General features: G+C 69.3%; 13 protein-coding genes and 2 pseudogenes. 5 read left to right on the forward strand and 10 right to left on the reverse strand.

The features are described 5' to 3' along the window. Nucleotides 1-367: 367 nt before the first annotated feature. Both ACLIYP_RS05125 and ACLIYP_RS05130 read left to right on the forward strand, forming a co-directional pair. A complete protein-coding gene (locus ACLIYP_RS05125) occupies nucleotides 368-3,706 on the forward strand; it encodes a glycosyl hydrolase (protein ID WP_412711946.1) in 3,339 nt (1,112 codons plus the stop codon). A 279-nt stretch (nucleotides 3,707-3,985) separates the two neighbouring features. Beyond that, nucleotides 3,986-4,309, forward strand: coding sequence for a hypothetical protein (locus ACLIYP_RS05130; protein ID WP_412711947.1), 324 nt, complete (start codon nucleotides 3,986-3,988; stop codon nucleotides 4,307-4,309). Nucleotides 4,310-4,907: 598 nt separating this feature from the next. On the opposite strand, the gene ACLIYP_RS05135 is transcribed toward ACLIYP_RS05130, so the two are convergent. The 5 genes and pseudogenes from ACLIYP_RS05135 to ACLIYP_RS05155 form a co-directional block, all read right to left on the reverse strand. Continuing rightward, nucleotides 4,908-5,639, reverse strand: a complete 732-nt coding sequence (locus ACLIYP_RS05135) for a DUF7873 family protein (RefSeq protein WP_412711948.1) — start codon at nucleotides 5,637-5,639, stop codon at nucleotides 4,908-4,910. A gap of 308 nt (nucleotides 5,640-5,947) precedes the next feature. Next, nucleotides 5,948-6,277 (reverse strand): hypothetical protein, encoded by a 330-nt coding sequence (locus ACLIYP_RS05140; protein WP_412711949.1) that lies wholly within the window; start codon nucleotides 6,275-6,277, stop codon nucleotides 5,948-5,950. A 258-nt stretch (nucleotides 6,278-6,535) separates the two neighbouring features. Continuing rightward, complete coding sequence (locus ACLIYP_RS05145; protein WP_412711950.1) at nucleotides 6,536-6,817, reverse strand: type II toxin-antitoxin system RelE family toxin; 282 nt, start codon at nucleotides 6,815-6,817, stop codon at nucleotides 6,536-6,538. A 3-nt stretch (nucleotides 6,818-6,820) separates the two neighbouring features. Beyond that, nucleotides 6,821-7,102, reverse strand: coding sequence for a type II toxin-antitoxin system Phd/YefM family antitoxin (locus ACLIYP_RS05150; protein ID WP_412711951.1), 282 nt, complete (start codon nucleotides 7,100-7,102; stop codon nucleotides 6,821-6,823). Between the two features lie 30 nt (nucleotides 7,103-7,132). Next, nucleotides 7,133-7,538 (reverse strand): annotated as a pseudogene (locus ACLIYP_RS05155) (ATP-binding protein). Nucleotides 7,539-7,958: 420 nt separating this feature from the next. On the opposite strand from ACLIYP_RS05155, the gene ACLIYP_RS05160 reads away from it, so the two are divergent. Further along, nucleotides 7,959-8,171 carry a DUF397 domain-containing protein gene (locus ACLIYP_RS05160; RefSeq protein WP_412711973.1) on the forward strand — a complete coding sequence of 71 codons (213 nt, stop codon included), beginning with the start codon at nucleotides 7,959-7,961 and terminating at the stop codon, nucleotides 8,169-8,171. Nucleotides 8,172-8,302: 131 nt separating this feature from the next. On the opposite strand, the gene ACLIYP_RS05165 is transcribed toward ACLIYP_RS05160, so the two are convergent. The 3 genes from ACLIYP_RS05165 to ACLIYP_RS05175 all read right to left on the reverse strand — a co-directional run bounded on the left by ACLIYP_RS05165 (nucleotide 8,303) and on the right by ACLIYP_RS05175 (nucleotide 13,414). Further along, nucleotides 8,303-10,990 (reverse strand): phospholipase D-like domain-containing protein, encoded by a 2,688-nt coding sequence (locus ACLIYP_RS05165; RefSeq protein ID WP_412711952.1) that lies wholly within the window; start codon nucleotides 10,988-10,990, stop codon nucleotides 8,303-8,305. Further along, on the reverse strand, nucleotides 10,987-12,447 hold the full coding sequence (locus ACLIYP_RS05170) for a hypothetical protein (RefSeq protein WP_412711953.1): 1,461 nt from the start codon (nucleotides 12,445-12,447) through the stop codon (nucleotides 10,987-10,989). The genes ACLIYP_RS05165 and ACLIYP_RS05170 overlap by 4 nt, the downstream gene beginning before the upstream one ends. A 505-nt stretch (nucleotides 12,448-12,952) precedes the next feature. Further along, nucleotides 12,953-13,414, reverse strand: a complete 462-nt coding sequence (locus ACLIYP_RS05175) for a hypothetical protein (protein ID WP_412711954.1) — start codon at nucleotides 13,412-13,414, stop codon at nucleotides 12,953-12,955. A gap of 953 nt (nucleotides 13,415-14,367) precedes the next feature. On the opposite strand from ACLIYP_RS05175, the gene ACLIYP_RS05180 reads away from it, so the two are divergent. Beyond that, entirely contained in the window at nucleotides 14,368-20,148 is a 5,781-nt protein-coding gene (locus ACLIYP_RS05180) for a hypothetical protein (protein WP_412711955.1), read from the forward strand. After that, on the forward strand, nucleotides 20,145-21,614 hold the full coding sequence (locus ACLIYP_RS05185) for a hypothetical protein (RefSeq protein ID WP_412711956.1): 1,470 nt from the start codon (nucleotides 20,145-20,147) through the stop codon (nucleotides 21,612-21,614). Before ACLIYP_RS05180 ends, ACLIYP_RS05185 begins: the two co-directional genes overlap by 4 nt. A gap of 151 nt (nucleotides 21,615-21,765) precedes the next feature. On the opposite strand, the pseudogene ACLIYP_RS05190 reads toward ACLIYP_RS05185, so the two are convergent. Both ACLIYP_RS05190 and ACLIYP_RS05195 read right to left on the reverse strand, forming a co-directional pair. After that, nucleotides 21,766-23,291 (reverse strand): annotated as a pseudogene (locus tag ACLIYP_RS05190) (ISL3 family transposase). Nucleotides 23,292-23,345: 54 nt separating this feature from the next. Beyond that, nucleotides 23,346-26,165 carry a pPIWI_RE module domain-containing protein gene (locus ACLIYP_RS05195; RefSeq protein ID WP_412711957.1) on the reverse strand — a complete coding sequence of 940 codons (2,820 nt, stop codon included), beginning with the start codon at nucleotides 26,163-26,165 and terminating at the stop codon, nucleotides 23,346-23,348. Nucleotides 26,166-26,213 lie beyond the last annotated feature (48 nt).

Genomic DNA, 26,213 nt, shown 5'->3' on the forward strand with positions numbered 1-26,213 from the left:
GCACCGCCGGCTCCGCGCCCGCCACCGGCTCCCGGGCGGCGCCCAGGGCTGCCCCGTCCCGGCACGGTTCCGCCGCGAGTACGGGAGCCGCGTCAACGCCCTCCGGGCCGCCGCGGCCGGACCGTGGTCGATCCCGGTGCCGACCACGGCCCTCCTGATCCCCGGAGCCGGTTCACCGCACGAACGCGCCGGTCACGCGCGTGCGGCGGTCTGGGCGGATGCTTGCGCCCGGAGTCGTCGACAAGTGATCGACGTTTGAACCACATGCACCTTTTTCGAAGTTCCATGGTTTCAAGTATTGACCGCGCACTGTCAGGAATCTACGTTGTCGCCACTCCTTGAGAGCGCTCTCAGAGAAGGGCTGTCCATGAGATTCCACAGACGCATCGCCCTGCTTCCGGCGGTCGCCCTGGCCGCCACTGGCCTGGCTGCGACCACCGGTGCCGGCGTCGCCCATGCCGCCACCATCGAGGTGGGCAAGGGCAGTTACAGCGACGTCCGCCCGGCGGGGAGGCAGGGGCCCTCCAACAGCGGCGGCCAGGCCGTCAAGCCGAAGGTCACCCCGGCCATGGCGGACAAGCCGGTGCCGACCAACGACTGGTGGTCCTCGCTGGCCTTCCAGCGGTTCTCCGCCAACCCGTGGTCGGAGAACATGTACGGCCACCCCCTCACCTACAAGGCCGTCTCCGGCGGCCTGGAGGTCGGCTACCCCACCACCCACGAGATCGTGGGCGGCGGGCGCCAGTACGAGTTCCCGCACGAGGCGGACCTGACCCTCGGCCTGGCCGGCCTCAACTCCCCCGACGCCAAGGCGGACGGGTGGAGCGACTGGACCGTCACCCCCTACTGGAACGACGGCTCCCGCACCCTGCGCACCACCATCGGCCACGGCCTGCCCTACGTGTACGCCCAGGGCAGCGGCGGCGCCGCGCAGATCACCGCGGCGGACGCGCCGACCGTATTCGCCGACGACGGCAACGTGCTCGGCGTGACCATCTCCGGCCACCACTACGCGCTGTTCGCCCCCAGCGGCAGCGACTGGAGCGTCTCCGGCAACCAGATCCGCGCCGACCTGGGCTCCAAGGACTACTTCTCGCTCGCCGTCCTGCCCGACAAGGACGCGCTGGCGGCGTACGAGAAGTACGCCTTCAGCTTCGTCACCGGCTCGAAGGTGGACTGGAGCTACGACGAGGGCGCCGGCGAGGTGAAGGCCACCTACACCCTGACCACCGAGCCGCAGGAGGGCGACGAGACCGGCACCCTCCAGGCCCTCTACCGCCACCAGTGGCTGCACACCACCGACGACCTCACCGCCCACAGCTACGTGTCCTCACGCGGTGAGATGAAGGTCCGCGAGGGGAAGTCCTTCACCACCGTCCAGAAGGTCAACGGCGTCCTGCCGGGGCTGCCCGCCGCGCCGGGCGTCGACAAGGCCAGGCTGAAGACGTACATCAACGACGTGCTGACGCAGGGCGACCCGTTCAGCGGCGCCATCGACACCTACTGGACCGGCAAGGCCCTGGGCAAGCTCGCCCAGCTGGTGCCGATCGCCGACCAGATCGGCGAGACCGCCAACCGCGACAAGCTCCTCGACCTGATCAAGGGACGCATGGAGGAGTGGTTCACCGTCGGCGGCCCGTCGGAGTTCTCCTATGACAAGGACTGGCGCACCCTCATCGGCTACCCCGCCTCCTACGGCAGCGACCAGGAGCTCAACGACCACCACTTCCACTACTCGTACTACGTGATGGCCGCGGCGATCGTGGCCCAGTACGACCCGCGGTGGGCCGCCGACTCCGAGTGGGGCGGCATGGTCAAGGAACTCATCGGGGACGCCGCCAACCCGGCCAGGGACGACGAGAAGTACCCGTTCCTGCGCGGCTTCGACGTCTACGCCGGCCACAGCTGGGCCGCCGGGCACTCGGCATTCGCCGCGGGCAACAACCAGGAGTCGTCCTCGGAGTCGATCAACCTCAGCGCGGGCCTGATCCTGTGGGGCTCGGCCATGGGCGACAAGGCGCTGCGCGACCAGGGCGTCTACATGATGATGACCGAGTCGGAGTCGATCGCGCAGTACTGGTTCGACGCCGACCAGGAGGTCTACCCCGAGGACTTCACCCACGACATCGTGGGCATGGTCTGGAGCAGCGGCGGCGCCTACGCCACCTGGTGGACGGCCAACCCCGAGGAGATCCACGGCATCAACTTCCTTCCCGTGACCGGTGGTTCGCTGCACCTGGCGCGTGAGAAGGAGATGCTGCGCCGCAGCGTGGCCGAGATGGAGGAGGAGAACGGCGGCCCGGCCGTGGAGTGGCGGGACATCTTCTGGGAGGTCCAGGCGCTCTACGACCCGGCCAAGGCCATGCAGTACTGGAACCAGTGGAACGGCGGCTACGTCCCCGAGGCCGGCGAGACCAAGGCGCACACCTACCACTGGGTCGCCACGATGAACTCCATCGGCGCGCCGGACATGACCGTCACCGCCAACACGCCCACCGCCGTGGCCTTCGAGAAGAACGGCACCCGGACGTACGCCGCGCACAACCACGGCGAGCAGGAGTGCTCGGTGCTGTTCTCCGACGGCGGCGTCCTGAACGTCCCGGCGAAGTCCACCGCGTCCGGGGCCGGCGACGACAACGAACTCGGCACCCTCTGCGGCGCCCCCGGCGACGAAAAGCCCAGCGCGCCCGGCACCCCGGTGGCCAGTGACATCACCGACACCTCCGCCAAGCTGACCTGGGAGCCGGCGACCGACGACCTCGGTGTCAAGGACTACGACGTCTTCCGCGGCGACACCAAGGTCGCCACGGTCACCGAGACCACGTACACCGACACCGGACTGGCCTCCGGCACCGAGTACACCTACACCGTCAGGGCCCGCGACACCTCCAACCAGGTCGGCCCGGCCAGCGAGTCCGTGACCCTCCTCACCACCGGTGAGCGCGACCAGCCGCCCGGCCGGCCCGGCACCCCGGTCGCCGGCGAAGTCACCAGCACCTCCGTTGAGATGACCTGGGAGGCGGCGACCGACGACAAGGGCGTCAAGGACTACGACGTCTTCCGCGGCGACACCAAGGTCGCCACGGTCACCGAGACCACGTACACCGACACCGGGCTGACCCCCGGCACCGAGTACACCTACACCGTCAGGGCCCGCGACAGCGTCGGCCAGGCCGGCCCGGCCAGCGGCGCCATGACCGTCGCCACCACCGGCAAACCGCCGGTGACGGCCAACACCTTCCACCTGCGGTCGGGCGGTGAGCTGGCCACCGAGGCGGCCTCGTCGTCCTCCGCCGACACCATCGAGTCGGCCGGCGGCACCAACAACGACGGCACGCCGAAGAACCCGCTCGTATACGAGGTGGAGAACGTCAAGGGCACCCTGAAGTCGGGCTCGGCCACGGCCTTCAAGTTCAACGTGGACGCCGGCGGCTCCGTCGGACACGCCCAGCAGGCCAGGGTCTCCTACGACCTGACCGGCGACGGCACGTTCGACCGCGTCGAGACGTTCCGCTACTTCGCCACCGACCCGATCCCCGGCTGGGAGGAGTACTCCTCGGCCCGGCAGGGTCTGCACTCCGCATCGGGCGAGCTGGGCGACTTGGACGGCGGGACCGTCCGCGTCGAGGTCTGGAGCGCCCTGGGCAACGGCTCGTCCACCATCCAGGTGGGCTCGGGCTCCGTCCTGACCATCCCCTTCGGCTGACCACCGGCCGCTGACCGAACGCCCGGTGGCGCGGCGCGTCCCTCACGCGCCGCGCCACCGGGCGGCTTCCGGTATCGGCTTACGGCCCTCCCGCCTCACCTGCCGCCGGAGCCCGGCCGCCTCCGTATCCGGCGCGCCGGATACGGAGGCGGCCGGCGTCCACCGCTCCGCTGCCGGGGGCGCATCGTGATCCTTACGGTATCCGGCCGAGCTGGTACCGCGGGCCCGCCGGTGCGACGGTGGCCGGACCGTGCTCCCCACCGACATCGGAGGCCCGCCATGTCCGGTCTGCCGTTCCTCGCCCCCTGGCTGGTGCTGGTCTCCGTGCTCTGGGCGGTGCCGCCCCTCCTCTGCCCCCGGCGGCGGCGGACGGGCATCGTCATCGCCGCCTCGCATCTCCTCGGGACGCTGGCGATCACACGGCCCTGGACCGAGAACTGGTACTGGGATTCCGGATGGTGGCTGATTCTCGTCTTCGGGCAGGGCGCCCTCGTCGCGCTGGGGCGGTTGGCCTTCGAGCTCAGCCCGTTCGGTGTCCGTCGCCACCGCGTGGCGCCACGGCCCCCGGGCGACGACCGGGTGATGGCCCGGTCCGGTTCGTGAGCCGGGCCACGCGCTCCACAGGTTCCGGGCCCAGGACAGGCAAGGCGGTGCCGGCCGGCAGCGGGAGGATCGGTGGGACATGCGGAGGGTTCACCGCGATCGGGCGATCCGGCAAGGGGGACCCGGTCGGCCGGACGACGTGGCGGGGCCCGGGAGTCGTATCCAGCTCCCGGGCCCCTGGGGATGCCACCCAATTGCGCACGCCGGCGGCGTTTAAGAGGACGGATCAGTCATCATGCCGTCGTGTTCTGCCTTTGAACTACCGCACCGCGCAAGAGGTGCAGGCGAGAGTCGAACTCGCACCCGACGGCGTTCGTCCGTCCCCGGTCGATCCGGCGATCGGCGGCGATGCTGAGACTGGAGCGAGAGTCTGAGATTGACGGCGGCTGCCTCTGCCGAGTTGGGCTACCCCGGCCCGTCGGTGGTGGTGCTGTGCCGGGGGAAGGACTCGAACCTTCACTGTCACCGCTGCTTCAGGCTGAACTTCAGTATCAGCTTGCGCTCATCGCGCGAACCGGTCCTCATCCCGGCCCGCGCCTGGTCGCGCACCCCCGCGCTCGCACGCGGGGGCGATCGTGGATGCTACCCGCGGCCGGCGTCAGCCGAACAGGTAGCCGAACACCGCGTCGCCGATCCGCTGGTCGGTGACCTCGGCGCCGTTGGCCTCCTCGCGGGCGAACTTCACGGCCTGCTGGAGCTTCTCGACCCGCTCCACCAGTTCGTTGACCCGCCGCGCCGGAAGGGCTCCGGAGAACTTCACGGTCGTCCAGTACCCGATGGGCACGTCCTCGTAGTACACCTCGACCTGCGCCGGGTGCTTGTCCGTCGCCTCCGCCTTGACGTGGTTGCGGGGGACCTTCTTGGTGCGGATCGTGCGGACCGGGTCCGTCTTCCACCAGTCCGTGGACGGGTCCCGCGACCAGGACTCGGCGGCGTCGAGCGTGGGGAGCTTCCTGACGAAGGTGTGCAGGTCGGTGAGCTGCTTCTCCAGGAACAGCAGGTAGCTGACGGGTGCGTCGGCGACGATCGTGCGCCCGTCGACGGTGACGTCGGCGCGGGCCGTGCAGTTCGCCCGGTCCTTGGTGGCGGTCACGTCGAACAGCCGGGTCAGCGACGCGGACATCTCCCGCAGCACGTCCTCGGCCTGCACCTGCACCCGCGTGGACTCGGGCGGCAGCTGCTCGCCCTCCTCGTCCTTGGGCTGGTACGTGCGCGAGATGCCCGCCAGCAGCGCCGGCTTCTGCACCTTGTGGTGCGCCGCGGTGATGTCCTGGAGCGCCTTGCTCTTGACACCCTTCTCGACCGCGATGATCTGGTTCAGCTTCGCCACGTCGGGCCCCCTTCGAACAGACGGGAACGTACCCCACCGGCTCGGACGCCCGCACGCCTTTATCGCCGCGCCCCGGGCTCCGGCCGCCGCCCGGAACCGCCGGCACCGCCCCGCACGGCACCAGCGCTGGTGGGTGCTGGGCACAGGTACGGGCGCCCAGGCGACGGCTCTCCCCTGGCGTGCGCCGCGCTGGGCCGGGGCGGGCGTGGTCCTCGCGCCCGCGACCGCCTCCGCCCTATGGACCACCCGACGCACAACGGCGGACCCCGGGGCCGGTCCCGCACACCGGCCGGGGGCCGGCCGCCCCGTCACTCGTCCACGCGGCGGCCCATGCCCGGGTCGATGTCCTCGGCGCGCGGGGCGTTGACCATCCGCTGGTGCAGGTAGCGGCCGCGGATCTCGTCCGTGGTCAGCACCTCCCAGCCCTCCGGCAGCTCCTTACCCGCCTGTTCGAGCTCGGCCGTCCACGCCTCGACGAGTTCCGCCCGGGTCGTCGGCACTTGCGAGTCCGTCGGACGGGCCGCGCCGGCCGTCACCGGAGGCGCCTCGCCCTTCTGGACGGACGCCGCCGCGAACACCAGGGCGCCACCCGCCACGAACGCCACCAGAGCCAAGGCCGATACTCGCCTGCGTGTCATCCCGATCCCCTCACGAGCCGTACCACCTGTACCGTGCCACGGCCCTGCGGACGGGAAGAGAACCGCTCCGGAGCTGTTGTCCGCCTGTGGACGCGGCAGCCACCGCTGTCGTGGGACGGGCCGCGGACAAGGCCCTGCGCGGCGACACCCTGCGGGCCGAGCCGAGGAGGAGACTGAGCACGGGGCCGGGGAAACGAAGCAACGAACCGGGTGGACGAGCACTCGCCCGCTCCTCGCGCGGCCCGGTGAAACAGGAGTTCAGGAAATCCTGCGATAGACGTCGCGACGGCTACCGACGGCCAGGACCCACACGATCAACTGGCCGTCCTCCACGGTGTACACGACGCGGTAGTCACCGATCCTGAGCCGCCACCTGGCACTGTGGCCTTGCAGTGCTTTGATGTCGAACGCCGTGGTGTCACCCGAGTCCATCGCCTTCTGCAGTTCGGCGAGGCGGTGCAGAAGACGCACGGCGTCGGTGCGCGGGATCTTCAGCATGTCCCGCTGTGCGTGCGGGGTGAAGCGCGTTACGTACCCCATGGATCAGTCCTCGTCGGCACGGAGCAGCGCCGCCATTTCCTGAAGGGAGACCGACCCTTCCAGGCCTTCGGACTCGGCCTCGTCAGCCAGCCGGTTGAGCCACGCCTCCTCGGCGTCTTCGGCAATCCGGCGCAGGCGCTGATACTCCTCGATGTCGATCACGACGGCTTCCTGCTTGCCGCGCCGGGTGATGATCGTCGGGGTCTCCTCCCGTCGGGCGCGGTCGATGACGTCGGCGAGGTGGCCACGCACCTCGGCCATGGACTCGACTACCGGATCAATCATGTAACGAATGTAGCAGATGTACATGAAGGATTACCGCTCCCCCGGCGCGTACTCCGCCCAGACCGTCTTGCCCGGCCCGTCCCGGCGCGTGTGCCAGTCCCAGCGCGCGGCCGGCTCCGACCACCAGGAGCAGGACCCGGCCCGATTCCTCCGGGTGCTCGGCGTCCGAGGCTGCGGGACGCCGGGGCAGGCGTTCGGCGCGGGTGTCGGTGACCTCGACGCGCACGCACCGGCCGCCGGCCGGTGCGTGCAGGCGGAGGTGGAAGTCCCGGCCGGGTACGTGCCCGTGCCGTACGGCGTTCGCGGTGAGTTCGGCGGCGATCAGCACGATCTCGTCGTGCGCGGTGGTGCCGTACGGGATCCCCCAGGCGTCGAGGCGGACGGCGACCAGCCGCCGGGCGAGACGGGCCCCTCTGGGCATGGAGGTGAAACGCATCCCGAAGACGCGGTCGCCGGGGTTGGTGAGGCGGGTGGGACGGGTGGCGTCAACGGGGCTGCCGCTTGCTCGTCATGGCCACCACGGTCCCCGTGGTGGCGCGGCGCGACCAGTGGTCACGCACCTCGCGGGCCTGTTGTACGCGCGGTACGCGTGCGAGTACGAGGCGTGCGGCGTGACCGCCTTCCGGGCAGGCGCGCTGGCCCGGTGAGGTGATGTTCGATGTCGGAGCGTACGGACGAGGAGGCCGCCTCGGATGGCGGGGCGGTCGTGAACTTCGGTGACAGCTGGGAAGGCGACGACGGGGCCGGGCGGCGGCCGGAGGACGAGAGCGGGCGCGGTGTCGTCACCTCGTTCGGGCGGACCATGAAGGCCCTGCGGCCGCGGCAGAGCCTGGAGCGCGAGGAGTTCGGCAGACGGATCGGGTACTCGGCCTCGACCGTCGCCTCCGGCCTCGTCTGGTTCAAGAGCAACTACAGCGGAGCCGAGGGCGGTCAGTGCGTGGAGGTCGCGGCCGGCACGGCCGCTGTGCACGTCCGGGACTCCAAGGCCGTTGCCGGGCCGGTCGTCACGGTGTCGCGCGGGGCCTGGGCGGAGTTCGTCGGGCTGGCCTCCTCGCAGCGGGACGTCTGACACCCGACAGGCCCACCGGAGCCCTGCCGCCCCTCCCCGGACGGCAGGGCTCCGGCGTGCCGTGGCGAAAGCCGCCCGCGGGCTTCCCGTCCTGGAGCCGGACGGTCAAGCCCTTGCCCCTGGCACAGGTCTCAGGTTGTGTCCTCGAACAATCGCCACATCAGCTCCGGGTACGGTAACCCCACCTCGGCCAGAACCGCCCTCAGAGCTTCGGGCGGGCCCGATGCGAACGGGACTGGAGCACCGACAAGCCCCGGAACAGCGGAAAGATCACCACTGCTGAACCGCGACTCCGGTGTGGCCGGAGAGTGCACCTGGTAGGTGCGCCACGCGCGCGCCGGGGGGTTCAGCAGGACAAGCCAGGGACTCGCCCAGGCTGCGAAAGCCCAGCGCCTGCTGCCGCGGGCGCGGACCAGCACACCCTCGGTGCGGTGCCGGCCGAGTCGGTCGGCTGCCCTGGCCACGACCGGGACCGGGTTTCCGAAGGAGCCTGCGATGTCCCAGATTCCGTCCTCGTACCCGACGGACCATCCCGCTTTGGACAGCTCCTCGATTACCTCGGCGTACGGGTCGTCCTCCTTGGCCAGAGCCGCGAGCCGTTCCACCTCACTCCAGGAAGCAACGCGGGCGAGTGCCTGCTCCGGCGGCAGCATCAAGTCCCGGGCCTCGGCGGGGTCGGCGCGCGCGATCATGTCCTTGTGCTTCTGCCATGCGCGGGCGGCCAGCACATCGCGCTCACCACCGCCGGTGAGGGTGGCGTCCTGGCTCAGCAGTGTCATCAGTACCGCCGCCACCGCGTCCACTCGTCGTCCGGTCTCAGGTGGAGCCTGTTGTTCCGCCGTGCTGCCGTCCGGTCCGGCCTGGGCACCGAGGGCCTGAAGGAGGCGGCTCAGGCCTTCACGCCAACTGTGGTCGTCCTCGTCCCAGACTCCTGCGGCCAGGAGCTGGACGTACAGGCCGGCCACCAGCAACCGCACCGGGAGCGGTTGTACCGGCCGACCGGCCGCACCGCCAGGGGTGCCGGAGCCGACAAGCGTGTCAGTCCAGCGCCGCACCCAGACGCGGCAGCGGGCTCGCTGCGCGGGAGGAACGTAGGGGACGCGAGCAGCGCCGTCGATGCTGTCTTCCTCGTCCGCTGTTTCTTCGGTGTGCTCACCGTCCCCCTCCGCGGTCATGGCAGAGGTGACCGCCGACAGGACCCACCCGGAGGTCGTTGGCTGGGGCAGGTCGATCCGCGCGGTTCCGAACGCCAGATCGGTCAGCGGGAGCCCGATCATCCGACGGCAGTCGGCGAGGTAGGCGTCCCAGCGGTCGACGTCGCTCCTGACCGCTGGGCTGACCGGGCCTGCCGTCGCCGGGCTCACCCGGGAGGCGGACCTGGCGGCGGTGAGCTCACGCAGACGCAGCAGGTCCGCCTCGAAGCGCCGCGCGGCACGTTCGTCGGTGAACAGCGCCTGCGTCGTGTAGTCGCACCTCAGGCGAGGCCCTTCGGCGTGGGTGTCGCGACGTGCGCACTGCACAGGGTTGTAGACGAAGACGGCGGGTGATTCGACGCTGCTGCCGTCCGGCCGGAGACAGGCCGCGCGCACTGCCGCGCCGGGCACTTCGGGTACCGGAAAGGAGAACACCGACCTTCCGGCGGGTATGGACCCGATGTCGGTCCAGGAGCCCGGTGAGCCGTCCGGGGAGGTGCCGATCCGGACGGGAACCGGCTCGCTGCGGGCCATGGAGACGTGGAGGCCCTCGCTGTCCGTCTTGGCGCCCAGCAGAATGAGCCCACGATCGTCGCCGGTGGTGGTGAAAGACCTGAGCGTGCGGCCCTTGAGACCGGCGAGTGGAGTGGTGGGTCCTTCTTCGGGAAGCAGGGGCGAGGTGTCGGCGGAGAGCACGGCGAGTTCACAGTTGCCCCCTTCCCCGGTGCTTCTGCACAGAGCTGCGCGAGTGAGGTTGGGACTACCGGTTAGCGCATGCCTGCGCTCACCGACGCGCCACTCGATGAACTTGCCGTGCCGCATCCGCGTCTCGTCGAGAAGCCGGATCCGCGTGGAGCAGCCGCTGAGCGCCCTCTTGACCGTCTCGGCGTCATAGCTCGACCAGCGGGGCTGAAGCCCCAGAGTGACCCGGCCCGGAGCCAGGTGGTCGACCAGTTCTCGCAGGGCCTGAGCCTTCGGGTCGATGAACGGGGCGTACATCTGGACCTCGTCGACGGGGCCCGGTGTCAGCTGTTCCAGCAGACTCCGGTGGAGGTTGTGCAGCAACCGCGGGCCGCTTTCCCTGCCGACGGGGGCATTGACGTGTCGTTCGGCCAGGAGGCCTGCCAGTTCTCCGAGGTGGTCGGCCGCCCAAGGGGCCATGCCGACGACGTCGGGCAGCGCCTCCAGCCAGTCTGCAAGATCGGCGAGCAGAGGGTGTGAGGCACCGTCCTCGGTTTCCAGCACAGTCCACAGCTCGTCGTTGGCTCCCCAACCGGACAGCGTCGGGTTTCCCGATCCCACGGCCAGCCGGCAGGCGTGTTCTCCGAACAGCAGGACCGCTTTGGGGTGGAAGGCGCCTCGACAGCGGGCGAGACCGTGCAGATAGTTACGGCCGGCCATTCGTACATCAACCGGGTCATACAGGCCCTGAGCCGCATCGCCGATCACGGCGGTGCGGGCGCCCAGGCCGCGTGCGACCGGGATCGCGACACGCTCCAGAAACGGAAGGTCGACGGTAAATCCGAGAAGGAGCACTTCGTGCAGCGCCTGCCTGTCGCTGCGCTCGGCCCACTCTCGCAACAGGGTGACCGGGGACGCGAACCGCGTGTGCATCGCCGCGCTCATCGCACCGTCTCCAGGATCCTACGGCCGGCTTCCGTGACGACGTGGTAGCCGTCCTGAACGGCGAAGAGCCCGAGTTGCTGACCGAAGACACCCAGTTGAGGAATGCGCGTACCGATGTCGGAGTCCCCCTCGTCTCCGGTCTTGAAGTAACGCTCGTTGCGCACGTGCAGACGTGAGAAGACCTTCAGTCCGCCGGTCGCCGGGTCGGTGCGCAGCTTGCCGAGCGCCACTCGGCGGGACTGGGACAACATGTCGTCCACCAACCGGGCCGCCAAGTCACGGGCCGGTCGGTGGTGGTAATCACGGACAAGGCCGTCGACCCATGTCGGATCCAGGAACTCCCCGGACTGCCGGCGTCGGCCGAGAAAGACGGATCGCACGTCGTCGGGCAGATGGCCCTCCCGAGACCGCAAAGCGCCCACGAGCAGCAACCGCACGTTGACCATGGGAACGTCACCGCCTTCCGCGAGGAGTTTCCGTTCGGCCGGCAGCAGCAGCCCGTCCGGACTCCTTAGCGGCGGCAGTTCCTCCACGATCTCCCGTACCTGCCTTGCGGGGGCCTGCTGGGCCAGCCAGTCGCGCAGCTCCTGCGCCGTCCGGTCGGCCTCGCCCGACGCGGACCCGATGCCGGCCACGAGAGCTGCCCACAGCCTGCGCCAGGCACCCACGGAGTAGTGGCGCAGCAACAATCCCTGCCAGCCCGCTGTCTCCGGAATGACGGCAAGGACCGGATCGGTGGTCATGTCCTCGCCGAAGACCACGGCGGAGCGCAACGTCTCCTCGTACCCCTGCCCTTCCTGGCCGTGCAAGTCGATCGCCCGGCCGAGAATTCGGAAGGTGGCCCTGCGGGTGCGGTCGGACGCCTCCCAGTCCTGAGGTGTGTGGGCGCCTCTGGCATCGGTGGCCGTCAGCACTTGCGTCAGCCAGTCCTGCTCGACCGGGGACGGGGTGCCGAGGGCGGCGGCCCGCGCAGCCTGCTCCAGCTCCGCGAGGCACACCACGTCGCCGCCCTGCTCGGCGAGCGAGAGCAGTGGGGCGAACAGTTCCCGCAAGGCAGCAGGGCAGGCGTGTCGCCCGGGACGGAGCGCCCCGTCCTGGACCTCCACGATGCCGAGAACCGTGGCCGACCCTCCGTACTGGTCCCAGAAACCCCAGCGGCGAGGCGAGTACGACTGGCTCAGGTTTTCCTCGTCAGCCGCACGGGCCAAGTCCAGCTCATGCGCGCAGAAACGCCGCACCCGATCGGCTCCGTGGGGAGACCATGCCCCGTCGGCAGTCCCCGCATCGTGCCGGAGCGCAGCCATCAACACCTCGCAGCGACGTACCAACCGACGGCAAGCGGTCAGATCCAGGGACTTCCTCTCGGCATGCGCGGCGATCGCTGCGTAAAGCGAGTGGTAACGGATGTAGCGAGTCACCGTGGAGACTCCCGGCACCAGCCGGTCGACCGCCCGCATCACCGGGCCCTCCACTGCTAACGGATACTTTCCGGAGCGCACGCCCAGCCCTTCCAGAGCCCATGCCGGTCCCTGAACATCCGCGGTCACTATGCCGTTTCCCTTCCCGACGAGCTCCTAGTAGCAGATCGCGCAGCACTCAGCAGTCCATGCGTCACAGTAGGTGCGAAATCGCAAACGTGAGGCCGGATTCGTCCGGCTCCCGAACCGTCAGACGGTACGGATGGCGACCAGCCTCGAACTCGACGTCACCCAAGCGCAAAAACCCCACAGCCTTGATGAGGCTGTGGGGTTCTGTGCTGTGTCCGAGGGGTGAATTGGACTGATACCCCACGAATTACACCAGTCAGCGCCGAACTGGCACTGGATGCAGCATAGCTCCGGAGACAAACCGTGGGACCCGGACTGTCAGACGCGCGCCGCCTCCCCGTCGCGGAACATCGCACAGGCCCAGGCGCGGTCGGTGAGCTCGTACTGCCACACCGGCCGGGCCCCGTCGCACTTATCAGCCACGGCGCACGACACAGACGGTCCGGGACGCGGAGCCCGAGCGCAAACCACCGCGGGCCGAACCGCTTCCCGGCGATCTCCTCCTCCGGGGCCTGTGTGCACGACTCGCCACCGTCGGCCACGCTGCCGCGACGTACGCGGAGTGGACCACTGCGGCAGGCGCTGAGCCCGCAGCCTCATGAACTTCACCGGCCCTGTGAAAGTCCCCGACGCGCTCCGGCCGTCGCGGGAGACGACCAGCCGGACCACGGCGTCGCCGTTGCCTTACTGCGTCCCCCCACGGGGCCACGATGCGGCCGCCGGGGCGGCTCTGCCCGGGCCAGGCGTACGGAACGGACAGCCCGCACGTGGCGATGACCTGGTCGTGGGGCGCGCCGTCGGGGAAGCCCCGCGAGCCGTCGCCGTGGACGGCCCGGAGGGGGGAGCTCGAAGGCGTCCAGCACCTTCCGCGCGGCACCGGCCACCGTCCCGTTCACCTCCACCGTCATCACGTTCACCGTGCCGAGGCAGTGGTCCAGGAGCGCGCGTTCCGCCCCGTCCCGGTGCCTATCTCCAGCACCCGGTCGCCCGGCCGCGCGTCCAGGTCCCGGAGCATCTGGAAGACCACCAACGGCATAGACGCCGAAGAGGTGAGGACTCACCCCGGCCGGGGCAGGCGGGTTCGATTCCCGCCTGCCCTGGCCGTCGGCGTTCAGGCTCCGTGAGGCCTCGCCCCGGCGGCGAGGCCAGCAGGGTCCTGTACTTACCGTGCACTCCGCACAGGGATCACTCCGCTGTGTCAGCCCGTGCCACGTCCCTCTCCCCCACCAGATCACCGAGACACCGAAGGCTCCTTCGGTAGCATCGACCGCCCAGGGCTCGGCCAGCGCAGCGGCACAGACCAGGAAGACCTGGTCGGTGAGGCGGGCCAGCATGTATCGAATCTCGGCGGTACGCCCGGACTCGTCAACGCTTGGGCCAGGGGTGACCCTCGACTCGAGGTCCTCTGACACAGGGACGAACCGCTGTCGACTGGGCGCGCACCTCACGAACCTAATGGCTCCGTTCTGCGGAGTGAAGCACACCGTGCATTCGAGCACCGCTTTCCTCGACGAAACCATCCCCTGCCTGGCCGCCACCGACCCCGCCCGTAACCCACAAAAGAAGGGAGAGCGATGAGTGCTGCCCACCGTGCGGGCCGCCCTCGCCAACCCCCGCACCCACTGGGAGACGGCCTCGACCGCACATACCTACTGGCCAGACCGCTGCGCTGCGGCATCTGCGGCCGGTGAATGGAACCCCACTTGAGGTGGCCCGGGATCGGCGCCCTTGCCGTATCCGGAGGGCATGCATTTCCGGAGAACTGCCCTCGCCTACGTGGACTCGTCCAATGTGGTTGGACGCCGGGGGGCGATCTGGCAGAATCCCATCATGGCAAGAGCGGGTGGGGACCTGAAAGCCTGGCTGACCGGGCTTGACGATGTGCAGCTTCGTGAACTCATCGCCATACCGGGGCCCTTGCCCCACTGGGCGAAAATACCCTTCCGTGGCGCCGCGCCCCGACCCGGGCGGCGTGAACTACTCTCCGTCCGTGCCTGGCTGAGCCGCGCTCAGATCCGTGATCTCAGGACGATCGCTGATGCGTCAGCCGACTTCGCTCGCCATCTGTTGGCGCATCATGACTACCGGGAGGATACCCTCCAAGAACCGGATCTTGACACGCTTGAGTCGATGATCGTTTCCTTGCCGCCGGTACTGGCACGGCTGACTCTTCACTCCATCCTCATGGAGGGCGGCACTTCCCGGCGGAACCTGGTGGAACAACACTGGGCGCGGTTGCTGGAGGCTGCCGCACAGCCGGCCCCTGACCGCGAATGCGGTCAGGGCGGCGACGCTCACATGCACGAGGCTGATACAGAAGCTGCCGGGCAGGCCAGAGAAGCGAGTGCCGACCCGCAGCAGCGGCAGGACAGCACGGGAAAGGCTGGGGCAGAGAAGGATGCCTCGGACCTGATGGTCACTTCCGGCCCGGCAAAGGCTCTGGAGGCGCTCCGCTCGCGAGCCACGAAGCTTGCCGAGGCCTTGGATCGGGCAGCCGGGCGGGTGGCCGACGGATTCGCTCTGCCGCAGGGACTGCTGGAACATGCAGCCGACTGGGCTGCGGAACGCTCGGCCGTGGCGGACATGGTTCAGGAAGTGGGCCGGGTGTGGTCTGCCGAGGGGGGGTTCGGCGAACTCCAGGAAATTGTCGATGAGTTGCTGGCCATGGAGAAGCAGGAGGCGGCTCAAGCCCAGCGTCTTGCCGCGCTTCTGGAGCAGCGGCAGTCGCTGCTGTCCGTGCTTGAGATGGCCGAGCAGGGAGGCGGCGGCACCCATCTTGAGTCCCTCCAAGAGGCACTGCGGGGTCTGGACGAGCAGATTGCGGGCCTGAATCCCATCGCCGGGGCTCCGCCCCGGACCCACGACATCGCCGTTACAGCCCCCCGTCCAGGTGGCACCGACGAGGCTCTGGAGCCGCATCCGGAAACGGAGAGTCCCACGGAGGCGGGCGAGCCGGTCACCCCGGCCGCCGTGCCGTTCATCGAAGAAGCCGTCGGCGGCTCCCCCCAACAGGACATGCCGCAGCAGGGCGACGGCGTGCAGAAAGTCCCGCCCAGTGAGGCCCAGGTGAGCGAGTTGCCCGCCGAGTCATCCGGGGCCGGACCATCCAAGGCCGAGGCGTCCGTGGAAACCACAGAAGCCACGACTCCAGCAGAGCCCGGAACGGCGGTGGCTCCCGTCGTGAAGGCGGAGGGAACCGCGGAGAACCACCCTGCCGAAGGAAAGTTTCTCCCCTGGCAGTCCTCCGTCTCCGAGGACGACCCGTCCGGCACCGAGGCTTCCCCTGTGGAGCGCCTGGTGGGTGAGAGCCGCTTCCAGGAGGCGTACTGGTTGACCGTCGGGTCCGGCGAGCCGGACCACCGCGCAGAGTGTCTGGCGTTTGCCGACGCGGCCTTTTCCTGTGTCATGCCCGAGGATGCCACCCCGGTGATGACCCGTTTCGCCCCGGACCTGGAGCGCGTGCAGAGCGACCGGCCAGCGCTGGTCCTAGCCGCAGTGGCCTCCGTCCGCGCCGGGCTGGTGGTGGGTTGGCCCAACGACCTGCTGCTGCAGACCGACCCCTGCGCCTCCCTCTCCGGCCCCTGGCGCCGGCTGCTGGAGTGCGCAATCGACGTTCTGAGGCACTACCAGCGGGTGGACCCGGCCGCCGTGCAGGCTTCCGATGAAACGGGTCCGACCCTCACCCGGGACCGCGTCGCCGAGGAGGCCGCACGGCTCAAGGCCGACCTGCCGAAGCTCAGGATCGGCTACGCGCGGGCCACCCAGGTGCAGAACCTCCTGATACGTCCCGATCAGCCGCTAGGACGTGCTTTGGAGGCCGTGCAGGACTGGGCCTCCGGGACGGTAGAGGCCACCGTGCTGGACGAGGCGTGGAAGGTCTTCCGTAAGCGTGACTCGGCGGAGCGGATCATCGAAGAGGCCGACGCGGCGATCCGTACCCCCAAACAGGCCAAGGAGCCCATCGAGGCCAAGGCCCGACGTTCGCTGCTCAACCGGATCGAGCAGGTGGTCACTCTGCTCTCCCAGGCCCGGGCGCTGGCCGCGCCCGAGACGGAGGAGCGCAGCGACACGGTGATCGCGCTGAGCCACGCCCTGGTCCAGACACGAGGGAGGGATGCCCTGCCCGGTGTGGAGGGCGCGGCCCTGCTCTGTCTGCGACGCTGGCTGGAAGGCGAGGACCGTACGCCCGTCTCCACACCTGAGCGTGGCGCCGTCGGCACCGGTGACAGCGATGCTGGCACCAACTCCGTTCCGCTCAGCGTCTCCGGTTTCCTGCCCGGCGCCGAGGCGCTGCTGGCCGCTCCGGGCCTGCCGCGCACCCCGAGCGGTGCTCCCGACCCTGCCGTTCCCGGTTTTGCGCAGGAGGTGGCGTCACTGCTCGAGCCGGTGGACATTCCAGCCGTGGTGACGGCCTATGCCGAGCGAGGCGACCTGCATCTGGTCGACGCTCTAGTCGAGGCACTGGAGCAGGGACTGGTCCCGGCGGCCGCCGCCGGTACAGAGGCGCTGCCCTCCGACTGGCGGACACGGCGGGACGCCCAGTGGGCGCGCTGGTCCAACATCAGATCCGAGACGCATCGGACTGCCTCCGCCCTGCTCGCCGAGCTCCGTACCCAGCAGAGCCTGGACGAGCTGACGGAGCGTGACCTGGTCGGGCACCTCGAGCGGCTGGAGCAGCCCGTCCCGGAGGGGGCGTTTCGCAGCACCGTGGAGGAAATCCGCCGCCTCCAGGACGACCTGCGGGGCCGCGTCCAAGCGTACGTACAGCGTCTGCGCGACCAGCTGGAGTCTCTGACGCTCTCCGAGGAGGATCGCAAACGGATCACGGGCTTGCTGGAGACCGGGGACACCGTCACGGCGGAGGAGTGCCTAGCGCTGCTGCGCAAGGGGGACGCGCTGCCAGAATGGAGCGGCGAGGACCCGGGCGAGGACCTGGAGCGCTTCGTCGCCGGACTGAAGAGTGTCACCCCGGCCAAGGCGGGTCCGCAGGGCTTCTCGGCGCTTCCGTGGGCGGAGTCCTACGCCGACGGTCAGCCGCTGACCGAGGGCGCGCTGGCGGGCTTGGAGTCCTGGGACGCGCTCAGCAGGCCGACCACCCGCGGCGCGGAGTGGCAGAAACACGTGCCGACCGTGCTGCGCCTGCTGGGACTGGAGGGCCGGCCGCCAGCCCGTGACGACAACCGCCAGGTCCGTGGCACCCTTCGGCTGAGCGCCAGGCTCCGTGCCAGTGAGAGTGTTCCCGGCTATGTCGCGGAGCTCGGTTCCGCAGCCACCACCTACACGGTCCTGGTGGTCTCCGACGAGCAGCGCGGACGCAGTCCCCTGGAGCTGCTCGACCGGAGCGACACCGGGGCGTGCATCATCCTCTACCTGTACCCGCTGGGGCTGGCGGGCCGCCGCAAGATGGTCATGCACGCACGAACATCCGCGCAGCAGGCGCTGGTGGTAGACCCCGCCGTGTTCGGCTGGGTCGCGGCGCGCTCACCGCGTTCGTTCCGTGCTCTGCAGCGGGTGACACTGCCCTGGACGGGGTTTAACCCCTACACGCCGTTCGTGGCCGGGCTGGTGCCGCCGGAAGTCTTCTATGGCCGGATCCGCGAGATGGCCGAGGTCACCGACCCGTTGGGAGCCCTCTTTCTGTACGGCGGGCGCCAGCTGGGCAAGTCCGCCCTGCTGCGGAAGGTCGAGGCGGACTTTCCGTCCACCCCGGACCGCAAGGCCGTCTACCTGGACCTCAAGGCGCGCGGTGTGGGTGAGGCCGAGCCCGCCGACCGCATCTGGCCGGTGCTCGCCGCCGAGCTGAAGCGGGTCGGCGTGCTGGGGCCGAAGGTGTCGACGGCGGTGTCGCCAGACGTACTCCTGGAGCAGGTCCGGCGCTGGCTGGAGGATGACCGTGAACGGCGGGTCCTGGTCCTCGCTGACGAGGCCGACGCCTTCCTGACCGCCGATTCCAAGGCCGTGCGCGGCACCGGCGGGGAGGGCACCTTCGCCAACGTGGCGAAACTGAAAGGGCTGATGGACAGCACCGACCGCCATTTCAAGGTGGTCTTCGCCGGTCTGCACCAGGTGCAGCGGTTCAGCAAGCTGTCGAACGTCCCGCTGGCACACGGCGGAGAGGTGCTGATCGGTCCGCTGAAGCCGGCCGAGGCACAGCGTCTGGTCGTGGAGCCGATGGCGGCGTTCGGTTACCGGTTCGAGCGTCCGGAGCTGGTGTGGCGGGTGCTGGCGGCTACCAACTACCAGGCGTGCCTCGTGCAGATCTTCTGCGAGCGTCTGGTCACCGCGTTGCGGGAGAAGCCGGCGGGATCCGCGCACTGGCCGATCATCGTCATGGAGGAGGACATCCGAGCCGTCACGAGCTCGGCCGACGTGCATCGGCACATCGCCGAGCGGCTGCGGCTGACCATCAACTTGGAGGACCGCTATCGGGTTCTCACACTGGTGATCGCCCTCCGCAGCCAGGCCGACGGCTTCCAGCGCGGCTACGACGCCGACGAACTCCTCCACGAGGCCAAGCAGAACTGGCCGGAGGGGTTCCGCCGCCTGACCGCCAGCGACGTGAAAATCTACCTGGAGGAGATGGTGGGCCTTGGCCTCCTGATCCAGCAGGCCGACCGTCGTAGCTACGCGGTACGGAGCCCCAACGTCGTACACATGCTAGGTACCCGCGAGGACCTCGAACTGGAACTCAGGCAGACCGAGTTCAGCCTGCCCTACGACTACAACCCACGGTTCTCACGTCGGCTGGTGGGTACGGACCGTGAGGGCATAAACCGGTACAGCCCACTCACCGAGCAGCAACTGCACGAAGCGACCAGCCCTGGCCTGAGCCTGGTCTGCCTCACGAAGGCGCACGCGCCGAAACTGGCCGAGCATGCCGTCCGGCTCTACGGTGACGCGCGCGGCCTGACTGTGCACACCGCCACCCCAGACACCCTGGTCAGCGTGCTGACCAAGGCCACCCGGAACCGGGAGTCCAGCGTAGTCGTCGCCGACCTGCGCTACAGCGGCCTAGACACGCTCAGCCAGGCACTGGAGCGGCTGTACCAGCACGTCGCGGGCGCCAAGGGGACGCAGAGCCACTCGGCGATCGCTCTGGTCGACCCGCGGGCGCAGGAGGTACTCCAGGACGAGCGGGTCACCCGGGTGCTGCGCCCCGAACGGTGGAACGCCGACAGTCTGAGGGCTTGGCCAGAGTGCCCGTTCGACACACCGGACAAGCGGCGGCGTCTGATCGCGGCGACCGGCGGCTGGCCCGGACTGGTCGAGCGCACCGTCGATCTCGCGACCCGTGGGGGCTCCACCCTGGAGGCGGCTCTCGAGACCGTCAAGGCCCAGCATGGCCGGAAGGAAGTCGCCCACGACCACCTGGAGCGGGTCAAGCTCGACCCGCGCACACGGGAGCTGCTGACCACGTGGGTTGAGTACGTCGCGCCAGGGGAGTGCTGCAACCACGGTGACATCGCCGCGGTCACGGGGCTTACCTTGGAGGAGGTCCGTCACTTCACCGACCGGCTCGCCGACTACGGCGTGCTGGACGACAGCGAGGAGGGCTACGCGCTGGACCTGGTTACCTTCCAGGCACTCAACACCGTCAGGCAGGAAGGATGACCGCCTCGGCGGTCCTCGGAACGGTATCGCTGCCGGGGGTCAGGATCTGGCTGGGCCGCCTGCTGACGGACCTGAACAGCGGGCGCAGCTGCCTGTGGCTGTTGCCGAGAAAGATGCTGGAGGGGCCCGACTCCCCGGCGGAGCATCTGTTCGGCGAGCTGTTGAACGAGCTCTACGACTTCGTGCTGCTGCCGTCGGACGACCTCGGCGGCCCGTCACCCGTCCGGCCCCGGGTGCCCGCGCAGGCCACGGCACCGCACTCCGGGCTGTGGTCCGGGCTAGCTCCGGTCCTCGACTACGACGACGGGCTGGCGGACCTCTTTTCCGCCGCCCCGGTGTCCGGACCTGCCGAACCGGAGACGGCGACCTCCCTTCCCACCGAGGCGGGGGCGTTGGCGGATCTGCTGGAACGGCTGGCGAAGGAGCTGGGCCTCCAGGCCGACGGGACGGAGGAAACCGACGACGACATGGCCGGTGATGTGCTCGCCTGTCTCACGGGCGGCCGAAACGGACCGGCCGAGACCAGACCTGTGATCGTGCGGGCTTGGCGTGAAGCCGTGCCCTCCGCAGTCGGCCATCTGCTGCGCCGCCTAGTGGCGACGGGCAAGGAGGCCGGTATCCCGCCCGCCCGAGGGCCGCGGGCTCTGATGGTCGCCTCCACCGAGGATTTGCCTCCCGGCCTGCCAGGTCAGCTGGCGCGGGAGGACATCGCAGTCCACTGGTGGTGGGGAGCGACCGGACGCCTGGACGCCGCCACCGTCGTAGCCCTGGCGCGCCCTCCCCTGAAGTCGGCGCTGGACCGCCATCACCTCTACGAGTCCGTCACCCAGGCCACCATCACAGAGGTCTGCGGCCCCTTCCTCGACGTGGCGGCGGCCCTGGCCACCCGCTGGCAGGACGGCCGCCCCGAGACACTGCCGGACGCGCTCCGTGACGTGCTCGCGGACAGCCCTGTTCCGGACGGCGACCTGCTCGGGGCGGCGGAAGGAACCCGCAAACCCGCGAGGCATCCCGACGAGAGTCTGCTCCCCGCCTGGAACGCGGCCATCGTGGACAGTTGGGAGGGTCGGCTCCGCCACCACCCCGGCCACGACCTCCAGCGTGAGCATGCGGTGGCATCCCGGATCTGGCTGGCCCAGAACCAGGTGCTCCTCCCGCTGCTCGACGACGCCAGGGAGCGCTTCGCCGCCACCGTGCGGTCGAGGGCTCGCATCTCGTTGCAGAGGCTCGCCGAGGAATACTGCCCCAGACGCGGCCCCGATGCCATCACCGAGTCTCCCGGCGCTCTCATCGAGACCATGGAGCTCGGCGCCATGTGGGGTGCCCACCGCGACGGCGCCATCGCCCTCACCTTCAGGGAGCGCCGCCACCTGCGCACCCTGCGCGAGGCCCGCAACCTGCTCGCCCACCGTACCCCGCTCGACGGCGACCAACTGCACCGGTTGATCATGGAGCTGTGCCGGTGATCCAGACTCTGAGCGGCCTCAGGTCGCCGACATCGCCTCCTCGCTCCTGACGAGTGGTTCCGGTTCCGGGTGTCGCTCCTGAGGGCCCGGTGCCGCACGACCTGCTCGGCGTCATCGACGGCGAAGGGACTGTACAGTCAACGGCCCTGTTTCACTTCCGGTGGCGCAGGAGGGTGAAGCCTGCTCGTCCGTGCATCTGGCGCGCGATCCGCTTGGTCCTGGCGTTGACACCCTTGGCGGGGCCGTTGCTGTACGGCAGTGTGAGCGCGGCGATCACGGTATTGCGGTCTCGTTCTAGACCGCGGGTGAAGGCGTGCAGATGAGGCAGGTCGGCTGCTCGGACTTGGGCGGCCCAGCGCGTGAGTGCGTCGGCGTTTCCCGGCTGAGGCTTCAAGAGCGGGGCGAGGTCTCTGATAGCTGCGGCCAGGTGGGTCACTTCGGGGCAGGCGGCGGTGAGCTTGGCCAGAACCTCATGTTGCTCGGTCTTGAGGTTGTCGGGTCTGGTCAGGAGCATCCGGGCGAGCCTGCGCGGGGAGATGTGGCTGCGGTCGGCGTCCGCGCAGCCTTGGTTGATGTACTTCTGCAGGAGGTTCAGACAGCCGGTAAGCCGAGGGCTTTGATCTCTTCGAAGAGGTGCGCAGTAGGGACAGCCGGGTCTTCGGCCCGGCGTTTGCGCAGGTGCTCGCGGTAGGGATCAACGAGGCCAGCGCGGTATTTGGGGACGCGGAGCATGCGCTCGGGCCGGTCGGCGCGGGCGTAGCGTTTGACGGTGTTCAGGGCCGGTTGTAGTCGGCGGGCGCATTCGAGCAGGCCCACGTCCTGGTCGAGCAGGCTGTGGACCTGGTGTCGGCGTTCCAGGGTCGTCTGGGCACGGGGCCCGTCGTAGATGGGCGCGTCCAGCACGGTGGCCCAGCTGCTGCTGTGGGCCTTGACCTCGCTCAGGGCGGCTTCGCACAGGTGGTTCCACAGATACCACCGGTCAGCGACCTGCACCGCGTCGGGCAAGGCCCGGCGGATAGCCTCGGCGTAGGTCGCGAAGCCGTCGCGGCACACGACCTCGACGCCCGGATGCTCGCGCAGCCACACCTTCAGGGTGTAGGCGGTGCGATCGGGCAGCACGTCGATCCGCTCATGGGTCTCGGTGTGGATCACCACGGTGGCATAGCGGTGGCGCCGACGCAGAGCGAAGTCGTCGACGCCGATTACGCGGGGTACCCGACTGGGGGGAAGAGCGATCCACAACAAAGTGCGCAGGGTTGTGTGATGTGAAAGGTCCACTGCGAGTATCGTCAGCAACCGCGCCCCGGCCCGGCCTGCTAACTCCTTGCCCACGGCCTTGACGTGCCTGGTCAGGCGGGCCGTACATCGCTGATACCGCTCCAGCACTCCGGGCACCTGCCCCCGGAAGGTCTGGCAGCAACCGAACGTTAGACGCACCAGACGCCGCACCCGCACACGGACCACCACCCGGCGCCCATCGACCGGCATGTCGGCCACAGTCCGCCAGTGATACCCGTGCACGCGTCCCGGCAAGGCTCCGCATACTGGGCAGACCGCAGTGTCCAGCGGCGTCCGTGCCCATACCACTATCCACTCACCCTCATCGACCACGTCCTCGATGACCAGGGGGAACAAACCCGAGAACACCATCCACGCAAGATTCGTTGACATCCGCATCAGTGTCAACGCCCCTCGTTACTCTCCGTCACCACTGGAAGTGAGACAGGGCCGTTAGATTGACACACCCGTCGTGGCAGCGGTCCAAGGAACAGTCGGGTCCAGTGCGTCTTCGATCTCGTGAGGCAGAGCGTAGTCGTCCGCGAGTTGTGCAAGATGCAAGATCAGCGGCAGAGCCAGCCCCTCGCGACCTGCCCGGTAGTCCTCGCTGAAACGCTGCTGGTGGACGAACGCAGCCCATGCCTCCGCGTCATCGCCGGGCTGAAGGCACGCAACAGTCAGCTCGAGGAGATCCGGGTTCCAGGCGTTCGCCGTCGGCCGGTAAACGTTTTTACCGGCGGTGTTGGTGTCCGGAGTCAGTTTGGCGTCGTCGTTGGTGAGCTTCGTCTGTGTGCCGGACTTGCCGATCGTGCTGTAGAAGACGCGATCGGAGTCACCCCGCACTCCGGGCCGCCACAGCCCCATCGCAATGCCCCCGCGCTGCTTTCCCTCCAACTTGGGAGACACTTCCTCCGCCTCGGCCCAGCACTGTGCCGTCTCATCCCGGCTGCCATCGGCGATCCGGACGACACGAAGCTGCTTGCCGTACAGACCGATCCGCTGAACAGGACCTCCGTCGAGGCTGAGCCTGTCCCGTTCCAGACCGTCGTTCCTCAACCACGGCCAGCGCTTCCGGAGGTCCTGAGCGTGGACCAGGACGAGCGTCGGGGTGCTGCGCAACTGCGCCAGTGTCTTCTTGACGAAGGCCGCTGTGAGGGCTGACTGCTCCGTGCTGCTCTTCCGGCTTTCGACCCTTCCCGTCAATGACTTGAGAAGCTCGGGGTACGGCACCCATGCGTGCATGTCGGCCGACTTTCCCAGCACGCATTTCGCGCCCGGCCGGATGAGCACCGCGATCGGCGTGAACTGCTGCTTGCCCGTGGGCCCGTCAAGGCGGCGTTCCACCAGATGGAAGGCCACCTGGTTCAGGTTCGCGGGGATGAGCGTGTCGCCGAGCGTGTGCTGGGGCACCAGCCGCATACCAGTTTGGCGCAGGCCGTCCGACCAGGCCGAGGCTGCACGCAGCTCTGCATCGGCGAGAACCTTCTCCTTTTCCGTATCCGGGTCCGGCGGGCGGATGAACTGGGTCACCAGGCCTGCGTCCGCGCAGCCGAGACGGATCGCGTGCTTGGGGTCGCTCCGTCGCTTGGCATGGCGGAAGGCGTCCTGCCCGTCGAGCTCCACGAAGGCCAGCTGCGCCCCGGGGATGGCTTCCCGCAGGGCGGCCATGGCCCGCGCGGCACCGGTACGGCGTTCCTCGATGGCCTTGTCGTGTTCCTGCCCCCGGCGCGGAGCTCCGTCACTACCCAGCGGTGCGCCCAAAGCCCCGAGAGGCTGCACATGCAGCCGGACGGTCAGCTCCTCCGCCTCCCACACCCAGGTATCGGGGCCCTGCGTACGCCGGTACCCGGCCAGTCCCAACCCCGTCTCCGCCGCGGCGATCATCTGATCGCGGATGATGTCGTTCTGGTGGAGCACGACTGCGATGAGGTCTTCTCCGTCGAGGGCTTCGGCCAGGCGGGCCCGCAGCACCTGAGCGTTGTGGGCCGTGTTCGTCTCACGCTTGTCCAGGATGGCCGCGAGGTCTCCGGGATCCTTTTCCTCTTTGTTCCTGGGAATGGGCGGCAGCGTCTTGAGTTGCTTCTTGGGCGGCCGCGCGTACGCACTGCGCTCGAGCTTCGGAACGGGCACGAACTCGGGAGCGATGGCCTGCTCCGCCCATTCGATCAACCGTCGGCGTTCACTGGGCATCAGTCCGGTGCCGATCGTGTGCCTGCCCATGGCGGCCTGGTGCCCGATCGCGATCCGAATGCCGTCCCGGCCGTGGATCCAGTGGTCGGCCTCCTTCACCAGCCGGTCCGGAGACGGCAGTGCGTCGAGTGCGCTGACCCGGGTGAGCATGCCCTCTGCTCCGCCCTGACGCCAATCGGTGGTGCCGTTCTTCCACTCCAGCATGGCGACCGCGAAGCGCTGCGGCTGTGGTCCGTCGTGGACGAGGGAGTCGTCCGGTAGGAGGTACGCGGACACACCCTTGCCGTACGGCATGTAGATCTTGCCGGTGACGAACCGGCGCACGCCGGCGGCCACGTGGACGCGCGGGACGGGTGAGAAGGGAACGGTGCGCACGGTGATGCGGAGGGTCGCCGCGTAGTAGGCCGGCTTGCCGTCGGCGCCACCACGCCGCCTGGGTACGTATTCGATCACGTTCGACATCAGTTCGGCGCCCCCGCTTCCCTGCCCTCTGGCACCCGCGCGGCCGGCGACCTGCCGGAACACCAGCTGCTGTCCGTGGTGTTCGTACGCTCCCTGGCGCGCGATCCGTTCGGCGAGGACATCGGGAAGCAACCGGTACACGTGGGGCGCGGGCAGAGCGGTCCCCCCGGGCGACATCTCCTGCTCGAGGAGGTCGACTCTGCCGGGTCGCCAGCTGAGTGCCGCGGTGTCGAGGTCACGGAAGCAGTCCATCAGCAGGGCTGCGGTCTCGGGATCATTGGCGTCGCGCGGGAGGTTCTTGAGCCAGGTGGCGATGTAGAGGTTTGTCACGGCCGTCGGGTACGCGTTCTGGCAGTACAGCCAGGCATCGTCCGAGCCGAATCGCGCCGTGGAGTCGACCGTGACGATGTCCGGTGCGGTGGCGCGCATCAGCTGGTTGACCGCCGCTGTGGGCACGCGGCGCCGTCGCTCGGCCTGCCCCTCGGCCGTTCCGCCGTGGTAGAGGCGCAGGAGCGGTTCCTCCCAGTGGGCGGGCAGAGAGAGCGTGTGCATCGGGACGACGAAGGGTCCCTGTGCCGGGTCGGGCAGGTACGCCGCCGGGCGGTTGTACTGGTAGGCCATGGTGCCGGTTCTCCTCAGGACAAGGTGGGAAGGGTTCGGACACGACGC

Origin of the sequence: Streptomyces nanhaiensis (assembly GCF_046614825.1) — a bacterium.
In the GTDB taxonomy this organism is placed as follows: Bacteria; Actinomycetota; Actinomycetes; order Streptomycetales; family Streptomycetaceae; genus Streptomyces; species Streptomyces radiopugnans.

Bases quoted from the DNA above. Each gene is read 5' to 3' on its own strand.
- ACLIYP_RS05195 (WP_412711957.1), bottom strand. From the start codon at position 26,165: ATGGCCTACCAGTACAACCGCCCGGCGGCGTACCTGCCCGACCCGGCA.
- ACLIYP_RS05170 (WP_412711953.1), bottom strand. From the start codon at position 12,447: ATGCGGGCGGTCGACCGGCTGGTGCCGGGAGTCTCCACGGTGACTCGC.
- ACLIYP_RS05185 (WP_412711956.1), top strand. From the start codon at position 20,145: ATGACCGCCTCGGCGGTCCTCGGAACGGTATCGCTGCCGGGGGTCAGG.
- ACLIYP_RS05165 (WP_412711952.1), bottom strand. From the start codon at position 10,990: ATGAGCGCGGCGATGCACACGCGGTTCGCGTCCCCGGTCACCCTGTTG.
- ACLIYP_RS05180 (WP_412711955.1), top strand. From the start codon at position 14,368: ATGGCAAGAGCGGGTGGGGACCTGAAAGCCTGGCTGACCGGGCTTGAC.
- ACLIYP_RS05140 (WP_412711949.1), bottom strand. From the start codon at position 6,277: ATGACACGCAGGCGAGTATCGGCCTTGGCTCTGGTGGCGTTCGTGGCG.
- ACLIYP_RS05130 (WP_412711947.1), top strand. From the start codon at position 3,986: ATGTCCGGTCTGCCGTTCCTCGCCCCCTGGCTGGTGCTGGTCTCCGTG.
- ACLIYP_RS05145 (WP_412711950.1), bottom strand. From the start codon at position 6,817: ATGGGGTACGTAACGCGCTTCACCCCGCACGCACAGCGGGACATGCTG.
- ACLIYP_RS05125 (WP_412711946.1), top strand. From the start codon at position 368: ATGAGATTCCACAGACGCATCGCCCTGCTTCCGGCGGTCGCCCTGGCC.
- ACLIYP_RS05150 (WP_412711951.1), bottom strand. From the start codon at position 7,102: ATGATTGATCCGGTAGTCGAGTCCATGGCCGAGGTGCGTGGCCACCTC.